Here is a 21,592-nt window from a genome sequence, read left to right on the forward strand (position 1 = left end):
GATAGAAAAAGACGCATTTTTGAGATTTGCGTCTTTTTCTATTGAGCTTTCTGCTTTACCTTGAAACATTAGCAGACAACAACAAACGCCATTGAATGGACTTCCATTGATGGTGTTTTTTTTATTGTCTGGAAAGGAGCAGAAAAATGGAAATAACACATGAAAAAGTAAAACGAAAGGCGGTCTATGTGTGCCCTTAAATTAGGAAGCCTGTTTGACGGAATCGGCGTGTTCCCTCTTGCGGCTTCCCGTAATGGAATCATTCCCGTTTGGGCAAGTGAGATTGAAAAATCCCCGATTGCCATAACAAAACGCCATTTCCCCGGCATGGAACATTTAGGGGATATTACAAAGATACATGGAGGACACATCCCTCCTGTCCATATTATTACATTCGGCTCTCCCTGCCAGAACCTTTCTAAAATCGGGAAACGTGAGGGACTGGCTGGAAGCAAATCAGGTCTGTTTTTTCAGGCTATCAGAATTATAGAAGAAATGAGGTGTGCTACAAATGGGTTATATCCAGTTATCGCTGTTTGGGAAAACGTCATGGGAGCGTTTTCTTCAAATGACCGGATGGATTTTAGAGCCGTGCTGCAATCATTTTCCGATACCGAAATTTCAATGCCTCCTACTGGAGGATGGGCTAACGCCGGTATGGTGCGAGGGGGAAAAACTGACCTGTGCTGGCGGCTCATGGACGCCCAGTATTGGGGAAAGCCCCGGCTTGTTCAGCGAAGAAAAAGAATCTTCCTTGTGGCGGATTTTAGAGGACAGCGTTCCGCAGAAATACTATTTAAGCCCCGCGATATGTTCCCGATTCCTCCGCCTTGCACAGACTACGGGCTGCCCGCCGCCGGAGCCAGTCGAATATCTCTTGATAAAACAAGGGGGAAGATACCCATCATCCGCCCCTTTCAGGAACGGCGTATGCGGAGTGCTGCAAAATCAGGAAACCAGTCTGCTTTCCTCGCAAGTTTCGGACGGCCAGATGAACCTTTTCCAACTTTACTGGCAAAAGCAGTCAATATGATTTCATTCTGGTATGAGGGGGAAGAAAAAGACGGAGTTCTCCGAAATTTGACACCTGTTGAGTGTGAGCGCCTGATGGGATTACCGGAGGGGTGGACAGCATATGGAAATTTAGGACAACCCATTAGTGATAATGCACGATGCAAAGCACTTGGAAACGCAATCGCCCTGCCGTGTGCTGATTACATCATGGCAGGAATAGCAGAAACCATACATGAATAAGAAAGGCAGTTTTGTATGACAGAGAAAAATCGTTCTCCTCCGTTGTCGGGTGGAACATCAACAGAAGCTATCGAACCAACTATATTATTTCAGAAAGGACAGGTACATCTATATGGAATTAAAATTCGTTATCCCCAACATGGAAAAGACATTCGGCAACTTGGAGTTTGCCGGAGAAGACAAAACAGAACAGAGAAAAATCAACGGACGCATGGCGATACTCTCTCGTAGTTTCAACCTGTATTCAGACGTACAGAGGGCAGATGATATTGTGGTTATCCTCCCTGCCGAAGCCGGAGAGAAACATTTTGATTTTGAGGAACGTGTGAAGCTCGTCAATCCCCGTATCACCGCAGAGGGCTATAAAATCGGCACAAGGGGCTTTACCAACTACATTTTGCACGCTGACGATATGGTAAAAGCGTAAGGAAAAGGAGGACATCAAACTATGAGATTAGCAAACGGAATCGTAATTGACAAAGAAGCAACATTCGGGGCATTGAAATTTTCTGCCCTCCGCCGTGAGGTTCACCTCCAGAATGAAGACGGCTCGGTATCAGAAGAAATCAAGGAGCGTACCTATGACTTAAAATCCAGAGGACAGGGACGTATGATTCAGGTTTCCATCCCTGCCAGCGTGCCGTTAAAGGAGTTCGATTACAACGCAGAGGTAGAACTTATCAATCCTGTGGCAGATACCGTGGCAACGGCTACCTTTCAGGGGGCAGAGGTGGACTGGTACATCAAGGCGGAGGATATTGTCCTGAAAAAAGGGGCTGCCATGAATCCACAGCCGCCGAAGAAAGACGCTCCCCCTGTAAAATAACAGGAATATAAGAAGAAAGCGAAAGGAGGATTGTTCCCATGAAGCAGCTTTTCCACCGTGGAAAACGTATCCGTCCCACGGATAAAGACCTTGTATTCCATACTGCCCTTGCTTCTCTGTTCCCTGTCTTCCTGCTGGTTGTCCTGCTGTTTCATATCCGGCAGATTGCCGGAACCAACTGGCAGGAAGAGTCCCTCTCCCAGATAGTACAGGATGTAAACATCCCTTACCTGTTATTCAGTATGGGCGTGGCAGGGTTGGTGTGTCTTACAGCCGTTCTTCTGTTCTGGCGATACCGCAGGGATGAAGTAAAGCAGCTCATCCACCGCCAAAAGCTGGCAAGGATGGTGTTGGAAAACAAGTGGTATGAATCAGAGCAAAAAAAGGAAGACGCTTTTTTCAAGGACTTGTCTTCCAGCCGTTCCAAAGAAACCATCACTTACTTTCCTAAAATCTACTACCGGATGAAACAGGGCTTGCTCCATATCCGTGTGGAAATCACCTTAGGGAAATATCAGGAACAGCTCTTAAACTTGGAGAAAAAGCTGGAAAGCGGCTTATACTGTGAGCTGACGGATAAGGAATTAAAGGATTCCTATGTGGAGTACACCCTGCTTTATGATACTATTGCCAACCGTATCTCCATTGAGGACGTGCAGGCAAAGGACGGCAGGCTCCGGCTTATGAAAAATGTCTGGTGGGAGTATGACAAGCTCCCTCATATGCTCATTGCCGGAGGAACCGGCGGCGGAAAGACTTATTTCATCCTGACCCTTATTGAAGCCCTGCTCCGCACCAACGCCGTCCTGTCCGTGTTAGACCCGAAGAACGCCGACCTTGCGGATTTACAGGCGGTTATGCCGGATGTGTACTACAAAAAGGAAGATATGCTCACCTGTATTGACCGTTTCTATGAGGAAATGATGAAACGCAGCGAAGACATGAAGCTCATGGAGAATTACCGGACAGGGGAAAACTATGCTTATCTGGGGCTTCCGGCACATTTCCTTATCTTTGATGAATATGTGGCATTTATGGAAATGCTCGGTACAAAGGAAAATGCCGCTGTCCTTAACAAGCTAAAACAAATCGTTATGCTTGGGCGGCAGGCTGGCTTTTTCCTGATTCTCGCCTGCCAGCGTCCAGACGCAAAGTATCTGGGGGACGGAATCCGTGACCAGTTCAATTTCCGTGTGGCTCTGGGGCGGATGTCGGAAATGGGCTATGGAATGATGTTTGGGGAAACCACAAAGGACTTCTTCCTAAAGCAGATAAAGGGGCGTGGCTATGTGGATGTGGGAACCAGCGTTATCTCGGAGTTTTACACGCCCCTTGTACCAAAAGGACACGATTTCCTCAAGGAAATAAAAAAGCTCATAGACAGCAGGCAGGGAGTGCAGGCGGCGTGCGAAGCGAAAGCCGCAGAAACGGACTGACCTGCTGTGGCTGGTGTGCCGCAAGGCACGCCAGCATAAACCCCTCGTATCTAACAGAGGGGTACAAATCGACAGGCAACAACCAAACAACAGGGCAGAATCCCACAGTACACAAGGGATTTTCCCCATATCCGGCGTATGTCAACAAGGCTTTGAAAGTTGACATACGCTTTTTAGACAGGAGGGATTTTCACTGAATGAAGAAACATGGGTACGGGACATCAAAGAAAAACGGGAAAGTTACGGTATCTCACAACAGAAACTTGCCTTAGCTGCCGGAATCACCCGTCCGTACCTGAGCGATATTGAAACGGGCAAGGCTCACCCATCCGAAGCATTACAGGAAGCCATCACGGAAGCTCTGGAACGCTTCAATCCAGACAATCCCCTTGAAATGCTCTTTGACTATGTGCGGATTCGCTTCCCCACTACGGATGTGAAGCATATCGTGGAAGACGTGCTGCGGCTAAAGCTATCTTACTTTATCCATGAAGACTACGGCTTCTACTCGTACACAGAGCATTACTATCTGGGGGATATTTTCGTTCTGGTATCGCCGGAATTGGAAAAAGGGGTGCTGCTGGAACTGAAAGGGCGTGGCTGCCGCCAGTTTGAAAGCTATCTTCTGGCACAGGAACGGAGCTGGTATGAATTTTTTATGGATGTTCTCATGGAGGACGGCGTGATGAAGCGGCTTGACCTTGCCATCAATGATAAAACGGGAATCCTGAACATTCCCCATCTGACAGAGAAGTGCCGGAATGAGGAATGTATCTCGGTCTTCCGCAGCTTCAAAAGCTACCGCAGCGGTGAACTGGTACGGCGTGAGGAAAAAGAATGTATGGGGAACACCCTGTATATCGGCTCCCTCCAAAGTGAGGTGTACTTCTGCATTTACGAAAAGGACTATGAGCAGTACAAAAAGCACGATATTCCCATTGCAGACGCAGAGGTAAAGAACCGCTTTGAAATCCGGCTGAAAAATGAGCGTGCCTTTTACGCCATCCGTGACCTGTTAGAACATGACAATCCAGAACGGACAGCCTTTCAAATCATCAACCGCTATGTCCGGTTCGTGGACAGGGACAATGCAAAGCCCCGTTCTGACTGGCGTATCAATGAGGAATGGGCGTGGTTTATAGGGGAACACAGGGGAAGTCTGAAACTGACAACCAAACCGGAACCCTATTCCTTTGAACGCACCCTGCACTGGCTCTCCCATCAGGTAGCACCCACGTTAAAGCTGGCTCTCCGTCTGGATAAGATGAACCACACCCAGATTGTCCATGACATCATCACCCATGCAAAGCTGACGGAGAAGCACGAAAAAATCCTGAAGCAGCAAGCCGCTGCTGCAAAGGAGGTGGTGCTTTAACGGCGGCAATCTTGAAACATAAGGAATCTTACAGGAAAGAAAGGAGCTTTTATGAATTTCGGACAGAATCTTTACAACTGGTTTTTATCCAACGCCCAGTCCCTTGTGCTGCTGGCAATCGTGGTGATTGGACTGTACCTCGGATTTAAGAGGGAATTTTCCAAACTTATCGGTTTTCTGGTGGTGTCCCTTGTAGCGGTCGGTCTGGTCTTCAATGCGGACGGTGTAAAGGACATCTTACTGGAACTGTTCAATAAGATTATCGGTGCATAGGAAACCCTTGTTACACTTCCGTTATGGAGCAAGCTATGATTGCTTCATGGCGGAAGTCCACTAGGGACTTGGGGAGCGTAACTCCCCAAAAGGAGCATGACAGAGAATGGAGGTGACACTGTGGAGGAAATGCGGATTTACATTGCCAACTTAGGCAAATACAATGAGGGCGAACTGGTAGGGGCATGGTTCACGCCGCCTGTGGACTTTGAGGAAGTCAAAGAACGTATCGGTTTGAATGATGAATATGAGGAATACGCCATCCATGATTATGAGCTGCCCTTTGAGATTGACGAATATACCCCCATTGAGGAAATCAACCGCCTGTGTGAAATGGTGGAGGACTTACCGGAATACATTCAGGAGGAACTATCAGAGCTGCAATCCTACTTTGGCAGTATCGAAGAACTCTGTGAGCATGAAGATGATATTATCTGCCATTCCGGCTGTGATGATATGGCGGATGTGGCTCGCTACTATCTGGAAGAAAGCGGACAGCTTGGCGAACTTCCGGCACACTTGCAAAACTATATCGACTATGCAGCCTATGGGCGTGACATGGAATTGGATGGAACCTTTGTTGTCACGAACCACGGCGTATATGAAATCTTACGGTAGACCCGTCTGTATCTCTTTCAGGAAATGCAGGCGGATTTTTTATTCAGGGGCGGCTCTTTTGCTGTCCCCATTTTTTAGAAAGGACGGACAACATGAAGAAAATACGAAGCTATACCAGTATCTGGTCGGTGGAAAAGGTACTCTATTCCATCAATGATTTTAAGCTGCCATTCCCCATCACGTTCACACAGATGGCGTGGTTCGTGGTATCGGTGTTTGCAGTTATGCTCTTGGGGAACCTCCCTCCCCTTTCATTCATTGACGGGGCATTTTTGAAATACTTCGGCGTACCCTTTGCCCTCACTTGGTTCATGTGCCAGAAGACCTTTGACGGGAAGAAGCCTTACGGCTTCCTGAAATCCGTACTGGCATATCTGGTACGCCCGAAACTGACCTATGCAGGAAAGCCCGTGAAGCTGGAAAAGGAATATCCGGCACAGCCCATCACGGCAGTAAGGAGTGATATTTATGGCATATCCGATTAAGTATATCGAAAATAACCTTGTGTTCAACCATGACGGGGAGTGCTTCGCTTACTATGAGCTGCTTCCCTACAACTATTCCTTTTTAAGCCCCGAACAGAAATATCAGGTACACGATTCCTTCCGGCAGCTTATCGCCCAGAACAGGGATGGAAAGATTCACGCCCTGCAAATCAGCACGGAATCCAGCATACGGGCGGCACAGGAACGCTCCAAACAGGAAGTGACAGGCAGGTTAAAAGACGTTGCCTGTGCAAAGATTGACGCACAGACCGAAGCCCTGATTTCCATGATAGGGGAAAATCAGGTGGACTACCGTTTTTTTATCGGCTTCAAGCTGCTTGTCAATGAGCAGGAAGTCACCATGAAGCAGTTTCGCAGGGAAGCAAAGACCGCTGTTTCCGACTTCCTCCATGAAGTCAACCACAAGCTCATGGGGGATTTTGTTTCCATGAGCAATGAGGAAATCTGGCGGTTTCAGAAGATGGAAAAACTGCTGGAAAGTAAAATCTCACGCCGCTTTAAAGTCCGGCGGCTTGATAAGGACGATTTTGGCTATCTGATTGAGCATTTATACGGACAGACCGGAACCGCCTACGAAGATTATGAGTATTACCTGCCGAAGAAGCGGTTTCAGGAGGAAACACTGGTGAAATACTATGACCTCATCAAACCCACCCGTTGTCTGATAGAGGAAAACCAGCGGTATCTGAAAATCGAACAGGAAGACGGGACAGTGTATGCCGCCTACTTTACCATCAACAGCATTGTAGGGGAACTGGACTTCCCATCCTCGGAAATCTTTTACTATCAACAGCAGCAATTCACCTTTCCCATTGATACCTCTATGAATGTGGAGATTGTCACAAACCGGAAAGCCCTCTCCACGGTGCGGAACAAGAAAAAAGAGCTGAAAGATTTGGACAACCATGCATGGCAGAATGACAGCGAAACCAGTACAAACGTGGTGGACGCTTTAGACAGCGTGAATGAGCTGGAATCCACCTTAGACCAGAGCAAGGAATCCATGTATAAGCTGTCCTATGTGGTGCGTGTGACGGCTCCCGACTTGGAAGAACTGAAACGACGTTGCAATGAGGTGAACGATTTTTATGACGATTTGAACGTGAAACTGGTTCGCCCCTTTGGGGATATGCTGGGGCTGCATGGGGAATTTCTCCCTGCCAGCAAACGGTATCTGAACGATTACATCCAGTATGTCACCAGCGACTTCCTCGCTGGTCTTGGCTTCGGGGCAACCCAGATGTTGGGGGAAACGGAGGGTATTTATATCGGGTACAGTCTTGATACAGGAAGAAACGTGTACTTAAAGCCTGCCCTTGCCAGTCAAGGGGTAAAAGGCTCCGTCACCAACGCCCTTGCTGCCGCTTTTGTCGGCTCCCTCGGCGGTGGAAAATCATTCAGTAACAACATGATTGTCTATTATTCCGTATTATTTGGGGCACAGGCTCTCATTGTTGACCCGAAAGCGGAACGGGGACGCTGGAAAGAAACCCTGCCGGAAATCGCCCATGAAATCAATATCGTAAACCTGACTTCGGAGGAACAGAACAGGGGCTTACTTGACCCGTATGTGATTATGGAGAACCCAAAGGATTCTGAATCACTGGCAATCGACATCCTGACCTTTTTAACCGGCATTTCCAGCCGTGACGGGGAGAAGTTCCCTGTTCTTCGGAAAGCTATTCGTGCAGTAACAAACAGTGAAGAACGGGGGCTTTTCAAAGTGATTGAGGAACTACGGGCGGAGGGAACCACCATCAGCACCAGCATAGCCGACCATATCGAATCCTTTACGGACTATGACTTTGCACACCTGCTCTTTTCGGATGGGGATGTCACACAGTCCATCAGCCTTGAAAAGCAGCTCAATATCATTCAGGTAGCGGATTTGGTGCTGCCGGATAAGGAAACCTCATTTGAAGAATACACCACAATGGAGCTGCTTTCCGTGGCAATGCTCATTGTAATCAGCACCTTTGCCCTCGACTTCATCCACACCGACCGCAGCGTGTTTAAGATTGTGGATTTGGATGAAGCATGGAGCTTCTTACAGGTGGCACAGGGCAAGACCCTTTCCATGAAGCTGGTTCGTGCCGGACGTGCCATGAATGCAGGCGTTTATTTTGTCACCCAGAACACGGACGATTTGCTGGATGAAAAACTGAAAAACAATCTGGGCTTGAAGTTTGCGTTCCGTTCCACGGACATCAACGAAATCAAAAAGACCCTCGCCTTTTTCGGGGTGGATTCCGAAGATGAAAACAACCAGAAGCGGCTCCGTGACTTGGAAAACGGACAGTGCCTTATCAGTGATTTGTACGGGCGTGTGGGCGTGATACAGTTCCATCCTATCTTTGAAGACCTGTTCCACGCCTTTGATACCAGACCGCCCGTAAGAAAAGAGGTGGAATGATGGTGATACATAGAACTTCCAACCGACCGCAATTCCCAGTTCCTCATCACACAAAAAAGGGCTTGTCTTGGAAGACGGCAGGAAAAGTGATTGGCAGGGTGCTTCTGGCACTCCTGCTCATCCTCCTGCTGCTTGCAGTCTTCGGCACAGCCGCCCACGCTGCCGGACTGGTGGATGATACGGTGGATACTGCCAACGAATACAGCAAATATCCTCTGGACAACTACCAGCTTGATTTTTATGTGGACAGCGGATGGGACTGGCTCCCGTGGAACTGGCTGGACGGTATCGGAAAACAGGTGATGTACGGGCTGTATGCCATCACAAATTTTATCTGGACAATCAGCTTGTACCTTTCCAACGCCACAGGGTATCTGATTCAGGAAGCCTACTCGCTGGATTTCATTTCCTCTACGGCGGATTCCATTGGGAAAAATATGCAGACCCTTGCAGGCGTTACCACTGGCGGCTTGTCCTCGGAGGGATTTTATGTCGGGTTCCTGCTGATTCTCATTCTGGTGGTGGGGATTTACGTTGCCTACACAGGGCTTATCAAACGGGAAACCACAAAAGCCATCCATGCCGTTGTGAACTTCGTGGTGGTGTTCGTGCTGTCCGCTGCCTTTATCGCTTATGCCCCTGATTATATCGGGAAAATCAATGAATTTTCCGCAGACATCAGCAATGCCAGCCTGACCCTTGGTACAAAGATTGTGCTGCCGAACTCGGAAAGTCAAGGAAAAGACAGTGTGGATTTGATACGGGACAGCCTGTTTTCCATTCAGGTCAAGCAGCCGTGGCTCCTGCTGCAATACGGCAACTCGGATGTGGAAAGCATTGGGGCTGACCGTGTGGAAAGCCTGCTCTCAACCAGCCCAGACGAAAACAACGGGCAGGACAGGGAAGAAATCGTGGTGGAGGAAATCGAAGACAGGGAAAACACCAACCTTACCATCACAAAGACCATCAACCGCTTGGGAACCGTCTTCTTCCTATTTATCTTCAATATCGGTATCTCCATTTTTGTATTCCTGCTCACGGGGATAATGATTTTCTCACAGGTGCTTTTTATCATCTACGCCATGTTCCTGCCTGTGAGCTTCCTCCTTAGCATGGTTCCCTCTTTTGAGGGGATGTCAAAGCGTGCCATTACAAAACTGTTCAATACCATCCTTACCAGAGCCGGAATCACCCTGATTATCACGGTAGCGTTCAGTATTTCCACCATGCTCTACAACCTGTCTGGGGAATATCCGTTCTTCCTGACGGCGTTCTTGCAGATAGTGACCTTTGCCGGAATCTATTTCAAGCTGGGGGATTTGATGGGGATGTTCTCCTTACAGAGCGGCGATTCCCAAAGCATGGGGAGCCGTATCATGCGAAGACCCCGTATGCTCATGCACGCCCATATGCACCGTTTACAGCATAAGTTAGGACGTTCCGTGGCGGCTCTTGGGGCTGGAACGGCTGCCTACCACGCAGGAAAACAGGCTGGTTCAGACCAGAGAACTGCTTTCCACTCCGGCTCTTCCAAACGGACACAGGCAGACCACAGCAGACCAGACGGACAGGCAGCACCGGAACAGGAATCCGTATGGAAACGGGCTGGCTCTGCGGTAGGTGCGGCGGCAGATACCAAAGATAAGATAGCCGATACTGCCGGACAGCTTCGGGAGCAGGCAAAGGATTTGCCTGTCAATGCAAAGTACGCCCTTTACCACGGGAAAACACAGGTATCAGAGGGAGTACGGGAGTTTACTTCCAGCGTGACCCAGACCCGAACTGCCAGAGCCGAACAGCGGAACGCACAGGCAGAAAGCCGCAGACAGACCATTGCAGAACGCAGGGCGGAACTGGAACAGGCAAAACAGCCGCAACAGAGAGCTTCCGAAGCACCCAAAGGGGCGGCTCCTGTCCATGAACGCCCTGTTACTGCAAAGCAGCCAGAAGATTTCCGACATCATGCAGATACCGCTCATGCAGGAAAACCAGCCATGCAGCCAGCTTTCCCATCCATCAGGGAACGGGGACAGGTTCCTTATGGGGGAACTGTGGCAGAACTGGCTTCTATTCCGGTGGTAAAAGCGGCTTCCATCCACCATGAACAGATACCGTCTGTAAGGGCAGAACGCCAGATAGTCCCTCCGGCTTCCCCAGACAAACCAGAGGAAAGACAAAAGACAACTACTACACCTGCTGCTCCCCATCCGGCAAGACCTGTCCAGAACGATACGGCTCCTGTGATACCGGAAAGAAAACGGGCTGCCCCTGTGGTAAAAGAATCAAACTTTACCATCCGGCGTACCACCGCCAGAAAGGAGTGGACAAAAACGGTAACAGCGACTGCCAAACAAAAGAAAGGGGAGAAACCATGAAATTAAGACACCTTTTCTTTGCCTGTTCCGGCGTGTTCGTGATGATGTTCTCCCTGCTCCTTTTGGTGGTGATTGTCTTCTCGGATGAGGAAGACGGAGGAAGCGGCGGAAATCTTATCTATGGGGGCGTGAGCGTATCACAGGAAGTCCTCGCCCATAAACCTATGCTGGAAAAGTATGCAAGGGAATATGGCATAGAGGAATATTTAAATGTGCTGCTCGCCATCATTCAGGTGGAATCCGGCGGCACGCTGGAAGACGTTATGCAGTCCTCGGAATCTCTGGGGCTTCCCCCGAACTCTCTTAGCACAGAGGAATCCATCAAACAAGGCTGCAAGTATTTCTCGGAACTGCTCGCAGCGGCAGAAACAAAGGGCTGTGATTTAAATAGTGTGATTCAGTCTTACAACTACGGCGGTGGTTTCCTAGACTATGTAGCAGGGCACGGAAAAAAATACACCTTTGAACTGGCAGAGAGCTTCGCAAGGGACAAATCCGGCGGAAAGAAAGTCACCTACACCAACCCTGTTGCCGTAGCGAAAAACGGCGGCTGGCGGTATTCCTACGGAAATATGTTCTATGTCCTCTTGGTATCGCAATACCTGACCGTGGCACAGTTTGATGATGAAACGGTACAGGCTATCATGGAGGAAGCCTTAAAGTATGAGGGCTGGACGTATGTGTACGGGGGCGATTCCCCATCCACTTCCTTTGACTGTTCTGGACTGGTGCAGTGGTGCTATGGCAAGGCGGGAATCGCCCTGCCACGGACAGCACAGGAACAGTACAATGTGACGCAGCATATCCCCCTGTCCGAAGCAAAAGCAGGGGATTTGGTCTTTTTCCACTCCACCTACAACGCCGGAACCTACATCACCCATGTGGGGCTGTATGTGGGAAATAACCGGATGTACCATGCCGGAAATCCCATTGGTTACGCAGACCTGACAGGCTCCTACTGGCAACAGCACCTTGCCGGAGCCGGACGAATCAAACAATAAGAAAGGATGAACCGATATGATTCAGATTAGAAAAGAGGAAAACCAGAAAAAGCAGAAAGAAAAGAAACTGAAAGTTTACAAAGTCAATACCCACAAAAAAACCGTGATTGCCCTGTGGGTGCTGCTGGCAGTGAGCTTCCTGTTTGCCGTCTATAAGAATTTCACGGCGATAGACATTCATACTGTCCATGAAACCAAAGTGATTGAGGAACAAATCCTCGACACGCACAAGATAGAGAATTTTGTGAAGAATTTCGCAGAAGTCTACTATTCATGGGAACAGTCCGCCGCTTCCATTGATAGCCGGACAAATGCTTTAAAAGGGTATCTCACCGGAGAACTGCAAGCCCTGAATGTAGATACTGTCCGAAAGGACATCCCCGTATCGTCTGCCCTGACCGATTTTCAGATATGGGAAATCACAGAAGAAAAGGAGCAGCATTATCAAGTGACCTATACAGTGGAACAGCGTATCACAGAGGGAGAATCCGGTAAAACCGTCCGTTCCGCCTATCAGGTGACGGTCTATGTGGACGGCTCTGGAAACCTGACGATTATCCAGAATCCAACCATTACCAGCGTTCCCGTAAAATCCGGCTATACGCCAAAAGCGGTACAAAGTGACGGTACGGTGGATTCCATCACTACGGAGGAAATCAACGAATTTCTCACCACCTTTTTCAAGCTGTACCCTACGGCAACCGCAAAGGAACTGACCTATTATGTAAATGAGGGTGTGCTGAAAACTGTGGGAAAAGAGTATATTTTCTCGGAACTGGTAAATCCGGTTTATAACCGAAACGGAAATCAGGTGACAGCTTCCCTTGCAGTAAAATATCTGGATAACCAGACCATGACAACACAGGTATCACAGTTTAACCTTGTACTGGAAAAGAACGGGGAAAACTGGAAGATTGTGAAATAAGCTATATAAAACAGAAGACACATTGTATTTCCTGAAAGATTACAATGTGTCTTCACGTTAAAATTCTGTTCTGGACATTCCCCTGTCCTCTGTTTCGACTTCGGCTATCTCTTTTGCTGTGGCGGTGACTACCCGTATTCCTTTCTCACTCATACTATCAAGCAGTGTATCAAGCTGCCTACGTTGTGTATCTTTTTCCGCTGATTTATCTGGGAAAAAGAATTGGTCTACGGATATATCATAGCGTGTTACAAGCTCATAAAAAATTTGTAAACTCGGCTGTTGTCCTTTATTCTCAATATTAGCAAGATAACGTGGTGAGATATACATTTCATCACTTACTTTTTTACGGCTCTCTTTTCGTTCGGTTCTCGCTGCTTTGATAGCTTGTCCGAAAGCCTTAAAGTCATATTTAGCTGTTGGTCTTTTTGCCATATTTATTCACCCATATACATTCTACTGTTCCTCTTTCATACTGAATACGTCTATACAGTTCCTATTTATAGCCATAATAATTCATATGCTTGCACTTGCTATTATTCGTATGCCCGACTATAATTATACTGATATGATTTGTAGAAAGGACTTGGGTGTTATGGAATATATGTCTTGCCCCGAAGCAGCGAAGAAATGGGGGATTTCTGAACGGCGTGTACAGATACTATGCAGAGAGAACCGCATCCCCGGTGTTTCAAAACTTGGGTATATGTGGCTGATACCAAAGGACGCGGAAAAACCGATTGACGGGAGAACAAAACAAGGAAAGGAGCTACACCATGAATAAAGTTTTGATTATAGATGATGATAAAGAGCTTTGTGTGCTGATTAAGCGAAGCGTTTTATCAGAAGATATAGAAGCTGATTTTTGTAATACAGGAAAAGAGGGACTACAAAAATTAAAAGAAAAAGAATATCAACTTGTGATACTGGACGTTATGATGCCCGGTATGGACGGATTTGAAACATTGGAAGAAATCAGAAAAGAAAACAGTCTGCCGATTTTGATGTTTACCTCTAAAAATGACAGCGCTTCCAAAGTGCGCGGCTTACGCGCAGGAGCCGATGACTATTTAACAAAGCCTTTTGACATGGACGAACTAATAGCCCGTATTATTTCTCTTATACGGCGTTATACCCGTTTCAATCAAACAGACGGAATGACACAGCAGCTTGAATTTGACGGGTTGAAAATTGACATTGAAAATCGTTCTGTTACTACGGAAAATGGAACTTTTGAACTGCCTCCAAAAGAATTTGACTTACTCTTATACTGCGCGAAAAATCAAGGGAAAATTCTGACAAAGCAACAGATTTATGAAGAAGTGTGGAGAGAGGAATATTTCTATGATGACAGCAACATTATGGCGATTATCAGCCGACTTCGCAAGAAATTAGAGGTAAATCCCGGAAGTCCAAAATATATTCAAACGATTAAAGGTATCGGTTATCGTTTTAACAAGGAGGTTTGATTTTCTATGGAAGCAGTCATTTTTCTATCCATAATAATTGCACTTTTTTCCATTCTTGTTTCCTGCTTTGCTATTCGACGTGTTAAAAAACAGATAGCCGAGATAACAGACACATTGATTGATGTAAAAAACGGAAATGGAAACAGGCGTATTTTATCTGCAACAAATGAACTGGTAGCCCCTCTTGCCTATGAAATAAATGAGATTGTTGTGTCTTATGAGAGCAGGCTTTCTACTGTCCGGCAGACAGAAGAAACAAACCGACAGCTTATGACAAGTCTTTCCCATGATGTTCGGACACCGCTTACAACGCTTATTGGGTATCTTGACGCTGCACATAAAGGAATTGTTACAGGAAAAGACAGGGACGACTATATCGAAACAGCCCGCCGCAAAGCTCACGATTTGAAAGAATATATTGATGTTCTTTTTGACTGGTTCAAATTAAATTCTAATGAGTTTGCTATGGATATAAATATTGTTGAAGCTGCGGAGCTGACACGAAATATCTTGATTGACTGGATACCCATATTTGAAGATAAGCAGATAGATTACAACATTGATATTCCCGAACAGCCTTTCCGGGTAAAACTTGATACGGACGGCTATATGCGGATATTGAACAATCTTATTCAGAATGTAATTTCTCACAGTCATGCGGATAAAATAGAAATAATCCTGTCAAAGCAGGAAAAAAATATGCAAATCCGATTAGCAGATAATGGAATAGGGATTGAAAAAGAAGATTTGAAGCATATTTTTGAACGACTCTATAAATGCGATAAGGGACGGTCTGAAAAAGGCAGCGGTCTTGGGCTTTCTATCGCACACCAACTTGTAGAAAAGATGAACGGCACAATAACAGTAAATAGCATACAGGGAAAAGGAACAGAATTTACTTTGCTTTTTCCCTTAGCAAAGTAAGGTTCTCCCGTCCTTTTGACGGGAGCCTTAATTATTTGGGGAGAAATATTTCAAATTGCAAGGTTAATGCAAGGTTGCGGCAAGGTTAATGCAAGGTTGGTATGATAGAATAGTTTACAGAACAGGAGGTTTGAATATGGACAAAAATTATATCATTGAAACAAAAAATCTTACAAAGCAGTACGGCTCACAAAAGAGTGTCGCTGACTTAAATATTCATGTGCAGAAAGGGAGAATTTACGGACTGCTTGGAAGAAACGGAGCCGGAAAAACGACTACTATGAAAATGCTACTTGGATTGACAAAGCCAACTTCCGGCGAAGTTAAAATATGGGGAAAGTCTTTGCAGGGGAATGAAAAGAAATTGTTGCCCCGTATCGGTAGTCTGATTGAGTCGCCCGGTTTTTACCCTAATTTGACTGCTACGGAAAACTTACAAATTTTTGCTACCTTACGGGGCATACCCAACCGTCATTCAATTAAAAACACATTGGATTTGGTAGGATTGCCTTATAAAGACAAAAAACTGTTTTCCCAGTATTCTCTTGGTATGAAACAACGACTTGCGATTGCACTTGCAGTTATGCACGACCCTGAACTTCTGATTTTAGATGAACCTATCAATGGGCTTGACCCGATTGGAATTGCAGAAGTACGTTCTTTTATTCGCGAGCTTTGCGATACAAAGGGAAAAACAATTTTAATTTCCAGTCATATCCTTTCGGAGATTTCTTTGCTAGCAGATGATATTGGAATTATCGACCATGGCGCACTATTGGAAGAAGAAAGTCTTGCGGAACTGGAACAAAAAAGCAGCAAACATATCCGATTTACTCTTTCTGATACCGCACAGGCAGCAAGAATTTTAGAGCGTACTTTCCATGAGAGCCATTTCTCTATACAGGACGACCACAATTTACGCTTGCATAATCTTGATTTGTCCGTAGGAAAAATCGTGACTGCTTTTGTAGAAAATGGATTGGAGGTATCAGAAGCCCATACTTGTGAAGAAAGTCTTGAAGATTACTTCAAGCGTGTGACAGGAGGCGAAGGAATTGCTTAAACTGATTAAGTGCGAATTTTGGAAATTAAAGCGAAAAAGACTGTTGTATGCACTGATGTCATTGTCGTTATTTTTTCCGCTGATTTTGGCATATATGGCAAAGGCGGGAACTGGTGCAGATACAACGGAACACTATCTTCAAACCCGATTTGATTATGTCTATACAATGATGTTGGGATATGGTTTAGTTTTTTTGCTTCCATGTCTAATTGGTATCATTGCCGCTATTTTGTTTTTTATAGAAAGAGATTGCGATACTTCCAAAAACCTTAGAACAATTCCAGTTACAAATACACAACTCATTATGGCAAAAATTTCTATGCTCTTTATTTTCAGCGTTGCATTTTGTCTGATAAGCACATTGTCTGTTGCGTTGTTTTGTAAATTGTTTCATGTAGGAATGGTTTACGGTATGACTTATAAGATATTTATGAGCCTTATTTTTGGAGTTCTTATCGTAGCAGCTTCTTTACCGATTGTATTTTTAATTATTTACTTTAACAAAAGTTTTTTACTTTCTATCCTGCTTGCATTTTTTTATTCCATTTTTAACTGGGGCATACTGGGAACGATTGGGACATCTATAAGTGCTGCCAAAATTGCTTTCTTAAATTCTTTTCCGGTTATATGTGTTATGAACTGGACAAGCGGCTTAATGATGGATAATTTGCAAAAAGATAATCTTTTGCCGGAAGCCTATGCGATTGTACCAACCACTTGCCATACAATTTTTATTATGGCAATTACAGTTATACTTTCTTTGTGGCTGATAATTCGCTTTTATAAAAAATGGACGAGGTAAAAGATATGAGAAATATAATAAAAACTGAATTTTTAAAATTAAAACGATATTCTGTAATAAAAGCCGGAATTATTATGACAACACTTTCTCCGTTGCTGTCACTGTTTTATTCCACAGCCAACGGTGGACAGACATGGACGTTTGACTATTTTATGCAACAGGTTATGATTAGTAACTGTACCTTATTTTTCCCGATTATTATTGCGCTGATTGCAGGTTATATCATAACAAGGGAATATACAGACGATACTATGAAGAATATATTAACAATTCCTATTCCATATAAACAGTTACTTTCTGGAAAATTACTTATTCTATTGCTGTTGACAATCAGCTTTAGTCTTATAGGTTGTGTGATAGCATTAGTAATCAATATTATTGTCGGATTTCCGGGAGTTCATTTTGGCAATCTACTCAATATGTTTATTCGTGTTACTGGGGCGAATATAGGAATTTATATTTCAGTCTTGCCGATTATTCTGATATTCTGTTGTTCGGCAAATAATTTTTTGGGTGGAGTTGCACTAGCTTTTGTGTATGGATATTTTGGAACTTTTGAAGGAACACTGTTAAATTATTATCCGATTAAAGCAAGCATGATTTTAGTAGACCCTACTTGTGGTGCGGAATATGGTTATACTTATCACATTTTCCCCGCTTTCATTACAATAGTTTTGACTTTCTTGATTTCTATGATTATTCTTGCAAATAAAAAGAAAAAACCTGGTACATTGACTGTTGGTAAGAAGAAAAAAGCAGTTAGAAAAAAGGGTTGGTAAATAATTTGATTGATAGTACCTGCCGAACGACGGCAAAAGAAAAAAAGCTGTCGCAGAGCAGATACACTTTCACGCGCCTTTGAAGCGGTGGCTTTAATTTTTAAAGCCGCCGCTTCTTTTTGTCTACTGCTACCTATAACATAAATTAGCGGCATTTAGGAGGGCTGCCGCTATGGGAATTTCTTTGCTGCTATACAGCATACATAGGTTGCATTCGTTAAAAAAAGTATAGCTCCTCCACTGTGGAAGTCCGACTTTGAATATGAACTGACAAGTCATATTTATTCTACTGTTATTTCTCATGCACTCATTTTTATTTTAAAATGGGTGTATTTTTTTATTCAAAAATGCAACTACACCCCCTGTCCTGTCGGGACTAAGAGCGAAAAGGGGGGAAGAAGCAGAAATTTCTATCAACTCGCTCCCTTTCAAGGCTGGAAAGGGGGTGAGCAATGATGAAGCCATCTGAATTTCAGACAACCATAGAGAACCAGTTTGATTACATTTGTAAAGTCGCTATGGAAGATGAACGCAAAGACTATCTCAAAGCGTTGTCCAGGCAGTGCAAACGGGAAACCCTGTTTTGTGATATGGACGATTACACCGTCAATCTGTTTTCTTCCGAAGACACCTATCCATCCTATTTCCATACTTTTGAAATGGATGGATTTACTGTCCGCATTGAAAACAGCCTGTTAGCAGAAGCGTTGGAAAATCTGGACGGAAAGAAACGTGACGTTATCCTGAGATATTATTTCCTCGGATTTGACGATACGGAGATTTCAAAAATTCTGGAAGTCAACCGTTCTACCATCCAGAGAAGAAGACACGCCGGACTGGAATTTATCAAAAAGTTTATGGAGGATAAAGCATGACAGCAAAGCACCCTATGATTCCGTTTCCTGTGATTGTAAGGGCTGCGGACGGCGATATTGAAGCAGTCAACCAGATTGTACGCCATTACAGCGGTTTTATTGCCAGCCGTTCCATGCGTCCCATGAAAGACGAATACGGGAACACCCACATGGTTGTAGATGAAACCCTACGCCGCCGGATGGAAACACGTCTGATTGCAAAGATTTTATCTTTTGAAATCAGGGAACCAAAGTAAAAATAACGCTCTCCTGTGGAAGCATGGACAAGCCCATGCTTCCCAGACAGAGCTTGCCCGTCTATTAAAGTGCATTATCACCAGTGCATTTTAACAGGCTGACAAAGCCGGATTGTTCCTTGAAAAAGAAAGCGTCTAATCAACGCAGCATAAAGCAGCCGAATACGTTTCGATAGAAAGAGAGCCGTTGGGCTGGCACGCCGTGACCCACCAAAGGAGGGATGATACCGGATAGCGATTCCTGCCAGCGTTCCATAAGTAGCTTACCGCAGAGCTGCCGCCATGAACTTTCTATTGTGATAATGATACTTCCGTACAGCCTTAGTCCGTGTGATGATGTAGCACCGCTGGCAAAGGGTACGGCTGGATGAGAACCATTCAGGGGTGAGATTCCCATGAGCTTTAGCGAAAGCTGTTCGGTTTGCTTCAAAGAAAATAACAGGAGGTTGTTATCTTATGGAAAACACAAAGAATCCTGCCCCTGAAATGATACGGGAATACCAGATAGGAAACACCTGTTATGTGGTAAAATCCCGCTCAAAAGAACAGGCACAGGAAGACGCAGTAACGAAAGTAAAAAGGCTTATCCGTAATGACTTGAAACAATAATTTTGCTATAAAACAGGGCAGACAGAAAACAGAAAATGCGGTACAATAAAGTTGCAAAAGCATTGTCTGTTTGACTGTCGGATAGGAGGTATTTATGTTACAGCAGTCAAACAACACTATCACTTCCATTTATCCGATTGGAAATCAAACAGAGGAATTAACCGCATTATACTGTCGGCTTTCACAAGATGATAAACAGGAGGGTGATTCAAACAGTATTATTAACCAGAAAAAAATCCTGAAGCGTTATGCAATCGAACATGGGTATCAGCCTTATGTGTTTTTTGTAGATGATGGATTTTCTGGTACAAATTTCAACAGACCAGATTTTCAAAGAATGATTGCAGAGGTCGAAGCAGGAAGAATCAAACGCGTTATAGTCAAAGATATGTCAAGACTTGGGCGTGATTATTTGCAGGTGGGAATGTACACAGAAATTATGTTCCCGAACATGGATGTCCATTTTATTGCTGTCAATGATGGCGTGGATAGCCATGTGGGGGAGAATGAGTTTACCCCATTTCGTAACATAATCAACGAATGGTACGCAAAGGATACCAGCAAAAAAATCCGTGCAGTCAAACGTTCTAAAGGAATGGCAGGCGAGCATATCGGTTCTCACGCTCCTTATGGCTACATGAAGAATCCTGACAATAAAAAGGAATGGCTTATAGATGAAGAAGCCGCCGAAGTGGTTCGGGAAATCTTCCGTTTATGTGTCAATGGTTATGGACCGACACGAATTGCCAATATTCTAACGGAAAGAAAAATTCTTTGCCCTACTTATTATGCGTTAGAGCATGGGGAAAAGCCACGAACCGTTCTTCCACCTGACAAGTATCTGTGGAGTGCAACTGTGGTATCTCACATCTTAGAAAGAATGGATTATTTAGGACATACTGTGAATTTTAAGACCCATGTTAAGTCTTATAAAAATCGCAAAAAAATTGATAACAGTCCTGAACAATGGAGGATTTTTGAGAATACCCATGAAGCAATCATTGACAAGGAAACCTTTGAGATTGTACAGAAAATCCGTTCCGGAAAACGCCGCCCTACCAAAATGGGGGATATGCCTATGTTCTCTGGTTTGCTCTACTGTGCAGATTGCGGAAGCAAAATGACATTTCATAGGCAAATGGCACAGAGCGCAGAGAAACATAATTTTGTATGCAGCAATTACCGGCACAATTCAAAATCATGTACTATGCACTATATTCGTAATGTAGTAGTCGAACAAATTGTGCTGGAAAACCTGAAAGAAGTTATCCGCTATGTATCAGATTATGAAGATGAATTTGTTCAGATGGTCATGGATACGGATATGCGGCAAAGAAATAAAGAACTGTCGCAAAAGAAAAAACGGCTTACAGAAATCCATTCCCGTATTCAAGAGTTGGACAAAATTTTTCAACGGATTTATGAAGACAATATTAGTGGAAAACTTTCAGATGAGCGCTTTATGAAACTTTCAAAAGGATATGAGGAAGAACAGCATACTTTGCAGGAAGAACAGACTTCCTTAGAGAAAGAATTACAGAAAGAAGAAAAACAATCTGTGGATGTAAAGCAATTTCTTTCAGTAGTCCGCAAGTACACTAACCTTACAGAACTAACACCAGAAATTGTACATGAGTTTATCGACAAAATTATTGTCCATGCTCCTGATAAGAGCAGCGGTAAACGCTTACAGGAAATTGAAATTATCTATAACCATATCGGAGTATTCGACCACTCAAAGGTCACTTTGTGGAAAGGGAAAGCGGTATAGTACGCAACATACTATACCGCAAAACCTAAATCTTAAAAACATCCTTACCAAACCCTCACATT

General features: G+C 44.8%; 23 protein-coding genes. 22 read left to right on the plus strand and 1 reads right to left on the minus strand.

All coding sequences use genetic code 11. The features are described 5' to 3' along the window. Window positions 1-186 precede the first annotated feature (186 nt). From OCV68_RS13455 to OCV68_RS13510, 12 genes are all read left to right on the plus strand, one after another. On the plus strand, window positions 187-1,254 hold the full coding sequence (locus OCV68_RS13455; RefSeq protein WP_095926336.1) for a DNA cytosine methyltransferase: 1,068 nt from the start codon (window positions 187-189) through the stop codon (window positions 1,252-1,254). Window positions 1,255-1,366: 112 nt separating this feature from the next. Beyond that, entirely contained in the window at window positions 1,367-1,681 is a 315-nt protein-coding gene (locus OCV68_RS13460; protein WP_227177024.1) for a YdcP family protein, read from the plus strand. A gap of 21 nt (window positions 1,682-1,702) precedes the next feature. Further along, window positions 1,703-2,080: a YdcP family protein gene (locus OCV68_RS13465; RefSeq protein WP_021390915.1), complete on the plus strand. Its 378-nt coding sequence runs from the start codon at window positions 1,703-1,705 to the stop codon at window positions 2,078-2,080. A gap of 38 nt (window positions 2,081-2,118) precedes the next feature. After that, on the plus strand, window positions 2,119-3,516 hold the full coding sequence (locus OCV68_RS13470; protein ID WP_227177025.1) for an FtsK/SpoIIIE domain-containing protein: 1,398 nt from the start codon (window positions 2,119-2,121) through the stop codon (window positions 3,514-3,516). Between the two features lie 193 nt (window positions 3,517-3,709). After that, window positions 3,710-4,891 carry a MobT family relaxase gene (gene mobT, locus OCV68_RS13475; RefSeq protein WP_227177033.1) on the plus strand — a complete coding sequence of 394 codons (1,182 nt, stop codon included), beginning with the start codon at window positions 3,710-3,712 and terminating at the stop codon, window positions 4,889-4,891. Between the two features lie 51 nt (window positions 4,892-4,942). Beyond that, a complete protein-coding gene (locus OCV68_RS13480; RefSeq protein WP_002570387.1) occupies window positions 4,943-5,164 on the plus strand; it encodes a hypothetical protein in 222 nt (73 codons plus the stop codon). A 96-nt stretch (window positions 5,165-5,260) separates the two neighbouring features. Then, window positions 5,261-5,782 carry an antirestriction protein ArdA gene (locus OCV68_RS13485; protein ID WP_449555771.1) on the plus strand — a complete coding sequence of 174 codons (522 nt, stop codon included), beginning with the start codon at window positions 5,261-5,263 and terminating at the stop codon, window positions 5,780-5,782. A gap of 92 nt (window positions 5,783-5,874) precedes the next feature. Next, window positions 5,875-6,267 (plus strand): conjugal transfer protein, encoded by a 393-nt coding sequence (locus OCV68_RS13490; protein WP_005427021.1) that lies wholly within the window; start codon window positions 5,875-5,877, stop codon window positions 6,265-6,267. Further along, on the plus strand, window positions 6,251-8,701 hold the full coding sequence (gene tcpF, locus OCV68_RS13495) for a conjugal transfer ATPase TcpF (RefSeq protein ID WP_227177026.1): 2,451 nt from the start codon (window positions 6,251-6,253) through the stop codon (window positions 8,699-8,701). The genes OCV68_RS13490 and tcpF overlap by 17 nt, the downstream gene beginning before the upstream one ends. Beyond that, on the plus strand, window positions 8,698-11,076 hold the full coding sequence (locus OCV68_RS13500) for a CD3337/EF1877 family mobilome membrane protein (RefSeq protein WP_449555772.1): 2,379 nt from the start codon (window positions 8,698-8,700) through the stop codon (window positions 11,074-11,076). Before tcpF ends, OCV68_RS13500 begins: the two co-directional genes overlap by 4 nt. Continuing rightward, a complete protein-coding gene (locus OCV68_RS13505) occupies window positions 11,073-12,077 on the plus strand; it encodes a bifunctional lytic transglycosylase/C40 family peptidase (protein WP_227177027.1) in 1,005 nt (334 codons plus the stop codon). The genes OCV68_RS13500 and OCV68_RS13505 overlap by 4 nt, the downstream gene beginning before the upstream one ends. A 16-nt stretch (window positions 12,078-12,093) precedes the next feature. After that, entirely contained in the window at window positions 12,094-13,002 is a 909-nt protein-coding gene (locus OCV68_RS13510) for a conjugal transfer protein (protein ID WP_227177028.1), read from the plus strand. Between the two features lie 57 nt (window positions 13,003-13,059). Here OCV68_RS13510 and OCV68_RS13515 read toward each other — a convergent pair whose 3' ends face one another. Continuing rightward, entirely contained in the window at window positions 13,060-13,437 is a 378-nt protein-coding gene (locus tag OCV68_RS13515) for a helix-turn-helix domain-containing protein (protein ID WP_009255071.1), read from the minus strand. A 160-nt stretch (window positions 13,438-13,597) separates the two neighbouring features. Between OCV68_RS13515 and OCV68_RS13520 the strand changes: the two genes are divergently transcribed. The 10 genes from OCV68_RS13520 (at window position 13,598) to OCV68_RS13565 (ending at window position 21,530) form a co-directional block, all read left to right on the plus strand. Continuing rightward, entirely contained in the window at window positions 13,598-13,786 is a 189-nt protein-coding gene (locus OCV68_RS13520; RefSeq protein WP_032509791.1) for a helix-turn-helix domain-containing protein, read from the plus strand. Continuing rightward, complete coding sequence (locus OCV68_RS13525; RefSeq protein ID WP_074099369.1) at window positions 13,779-14,471, plus strand: response regulator transcription factor; 693 nt, start codon at window positions 13,779-13,781, stop codon at window positions 14,469-14,471. Before OCV68_RS13520 ends, OCV68_RS13525 begins: the two co-directional genes overlap by 8 nt. 6 nt (window positions 14,472-14,477) lie before the next feature. Then, complete coding sequence (locus OCV68_RS13530; RefSeq protein WP_227177029.1) at window positions 14,478-15,395, plus strand: sensor histidine kinase; 918 nt, start codon at window positions 14,478-14,480, stop codon at window positions 15,393-15,395. A 136-nt stretch (window positions 15,396-15,531) separates the two neighbouring features. Beyond that, window positions 15,532-16,458, plus strand: coding sequence for an ABC transporter ATP-binding protein (locus OCV68_RS13535; RefSeq protein ID WP_016728878.1), 927 nt, complete (start codon window positions 15,532-15,534; stop codon window positions 16,456-16,458). Beyond that, window positions 16,451-17,260: an ABC transporter permease gene (locus OCV68_RS13540; protein ID WP_074099368.1), complete on the plus strand. Its 810-nt coding sequence runs from the start codon at window positions 16,451-16,453 to the stop codon at window positions 17,258-17,260. The genes OCV68_RS13535 and OCV68_RS13540 overlap by 8 nt, the downstream gene beginning before the upstream one ends. A 5-nt stretch (window positions 17,261-17,265) precedes the next feature. Beyond that, window positions 17,266-18,039 carry an ABC transporter permease gene (locus OCV68_RS13545; RefSeq protein ID WP_074099367.1) on the plus strand — a complete coding sequence of 258 codons (774 nt, stop codon included), beginning with the start codon at window positions 17,266-17,268 and terminating at the stop codon, window positions 18,037-18,039. 452 nt (window positions 18,040-18,491) lie between these two features. Next, window positions 18,492-18,914, plus strand: coding sequence for an RNA polymerase sigma factor (locus tag OCV68_RS13550; RefSeq protein ID WP_077710151.1), 423 nt, complete (start codon window positions 18,492-18,494; stop codon window positions 18,912-18,914). Further along, window positions 18,911-19,150, plus strand: a complete 240-nt coding sequence (locus OCV68_RS13555) for a helix-turn-helix domain-containing protein (RefSeq protein WP_009255079.1) — start codon at window positions 18,911-18,913, stop codon at window positions 19,148-19,150. The genes OCV68_RS13550 and OCV68_RS13555 overlap by 4 nt, the downstream gene beginning before the upstream one ends. A 456-nt stretch (window positions 19,151-19,606) precedes the next feature. Continuing rightward, window positions 19,607-19,759: a transposon-encoded TnpW family protein gene (locus OCV68_RS13560; protein ID WP_009255080.1), complete on the plus strand. Its 153-nt coding sequence runs from the start codon at window positions 19,607-19,609 to the stop codon at window positions 19,757-19,759. Between the two features lie 94 nt (window positions 19,760-19,853). Further along, window positions 19,854-21,530 carry a recombinase family protein gene (locus OCV68_RS13565; protein WP_009255081.1) on the plus strand — a complete coding sequence of 559 codons (1,677 nt, stop codon included), beginning with the start codon at window positions 19,854-19,856 and terminating at the stop codon, window positions 21,528-21,530. Window positions 21,531-21,592: the final 62 nt, after the last annotated feature.

The sequence above is a fragment of the Huintestinicola butyrica genome (genome assembly GCF_025567215.1).
GTDB lineage: Bacteria > Bacillota > Clostridia > Oscillospirales > Ruminococcaceae > Huintestinicola > Huintestinicola butyrica.

Bases quoted from the DNA above. Each gene is read 5' to 3' on its own strand.
- OCV68_RS13510 (WP_227177028.1), top strand. From the start codon at position 12,094: ATGATTCAGATTAGAAAAGAGGAAAACCAGAAAAAGCAGAAAGAAAAG.
- OCV68_RS13565 (WP_009255081.1), top strand. From the start codon at position 19,854: ATGTTACAGCAGTCAAACAACACTATCACTTCCATTTATCCGATTGGA.
- OCV68_RS13530 (WP_227177029.1), top strand. From the start codon at position 14,478: ATGGAAGCAGTCATTTTTCTATCCATAATAATTGCACTTTTTTCCATT.
- OCV68_RS13550 (WP_077710151.1), top strand. From the start codon at position 18,492: ATGATGAAGCCATCTGAATTTCAGACAACCATAGAGAACCAGTTTGAT.
- OCV68_RS13490 (WP_005427021.1), top strand. From the start codon at position 5,875: ATGAAGAAAATACGAAGCTATACCAGTATCTGGTCGGTGGAAAAGGTA.
- OCV68_RS13520 (WP_032509791.1), top strand. From the start codon at position 13,598: ATGGAATATATGTCTTGCCCCGAAGCAGCGAAGAAATGGGGGATTTCT.
- OCV68_RS13535 (WP_016728878.1), top strand. From the start codon at position 15,532: ATGGACAAAAATTATATCATTGAAACAAAAAATCTTACAAAGCAGTAC.
- OCV68_RS13455 (WP_095926336.1), top strand. From the start codon at position 187: ATGTGTGCCCTTAAATTAGGAAGCCTGTTTGACGGAATCGGCGTGTTC.
- OCV68_RS13505 (WP_227177027.1), top strand. From the start codon at position 11,073: ATGAAATTAAGACACCTTTTCTTTGCCTGTTCCGGCGTGTTCGTGATG.
- OCV68_RS13485 (WP_449555771.1), top strand. From the start codon at position 5,261: ATGACAGAGAATGGAGGTGACACTGTGGAGGAAATGCGGATTTACATT.
- tcpF (WP_227177026.1), top strand. From the start codon at position 6,251: ATGGCATATCCGATTAAGTATATCGAAAATAACCTTGTGTTCAACCAT.
- OCV68_RS13560 (WP_009255080.1), top strand. From the start codon at position 19,607: ATGGAAAACACAAAGAATCCTGCCCCTGAAATGATACGGGAATACCAG.
- OCV68_RS13470 (WP_227177025.1), top strand. From the start codon at position 2,119: ATGAAGCAGCTTTTCCACCGTGGAAAACGTATCCGTCCCACGGATAAA.
- OCV68_RS13500 (WP_449555772.1), top strand. From the start codon at position 8,698: ATGATGGTGATACATAGAACTTCCAACCGACCGCAATTCCCAGTTCCT.
- OCV68_RS13480 (WP_002570387.1), top strand. From the start codon at position 4,943: ATGAATTTCGGACAGAATCTTTACAACTGGTTTTTATCCAACGCCCAG.
- OCV68_RS13525 (WP_074099369.1), top strand. From the start codon at position 13,779: ATGAATAAAGTTTTGATTATAGATGATGATAAAGAGCTTTGTGTGCTG.
- OCV68_RS13465 (WP_021390915.1), top strand. From the start codon at position 1,703: ATGAGATTAGCAAACGGAATCGTAATTGACAAAGAAGCAACATTCGGG.
- OCV68_RS13460 (WP_227177024.1), top strand. From the start codon at position 1,367: ATGGAATTAAAATTCGTTATCCCCAACATGGAAAAGACATTCGGCAAC.
- OCV68_RS13545 (WP_074099367.1), top strand. From the start codon at position 17,266: ATGAGAAATATAATAAAAACTGAATTTTTAAAATTAAAACGATATTCT.
- OCV68_RS13555 (WP_009255079.1), top strand. From the start codon at position 18,911: ATGACAGCAAAGCACCCTATGATTCCGTTTCCTGTGATTGTAAGGGCT.
- OCV68_RS13515 (WP_009255071.1), bottom strand. From the start codon at position 13,437: ATGGCAAAAAGACCAACAGCTAAATATGACTTTAAGGCTTTCGGACAA.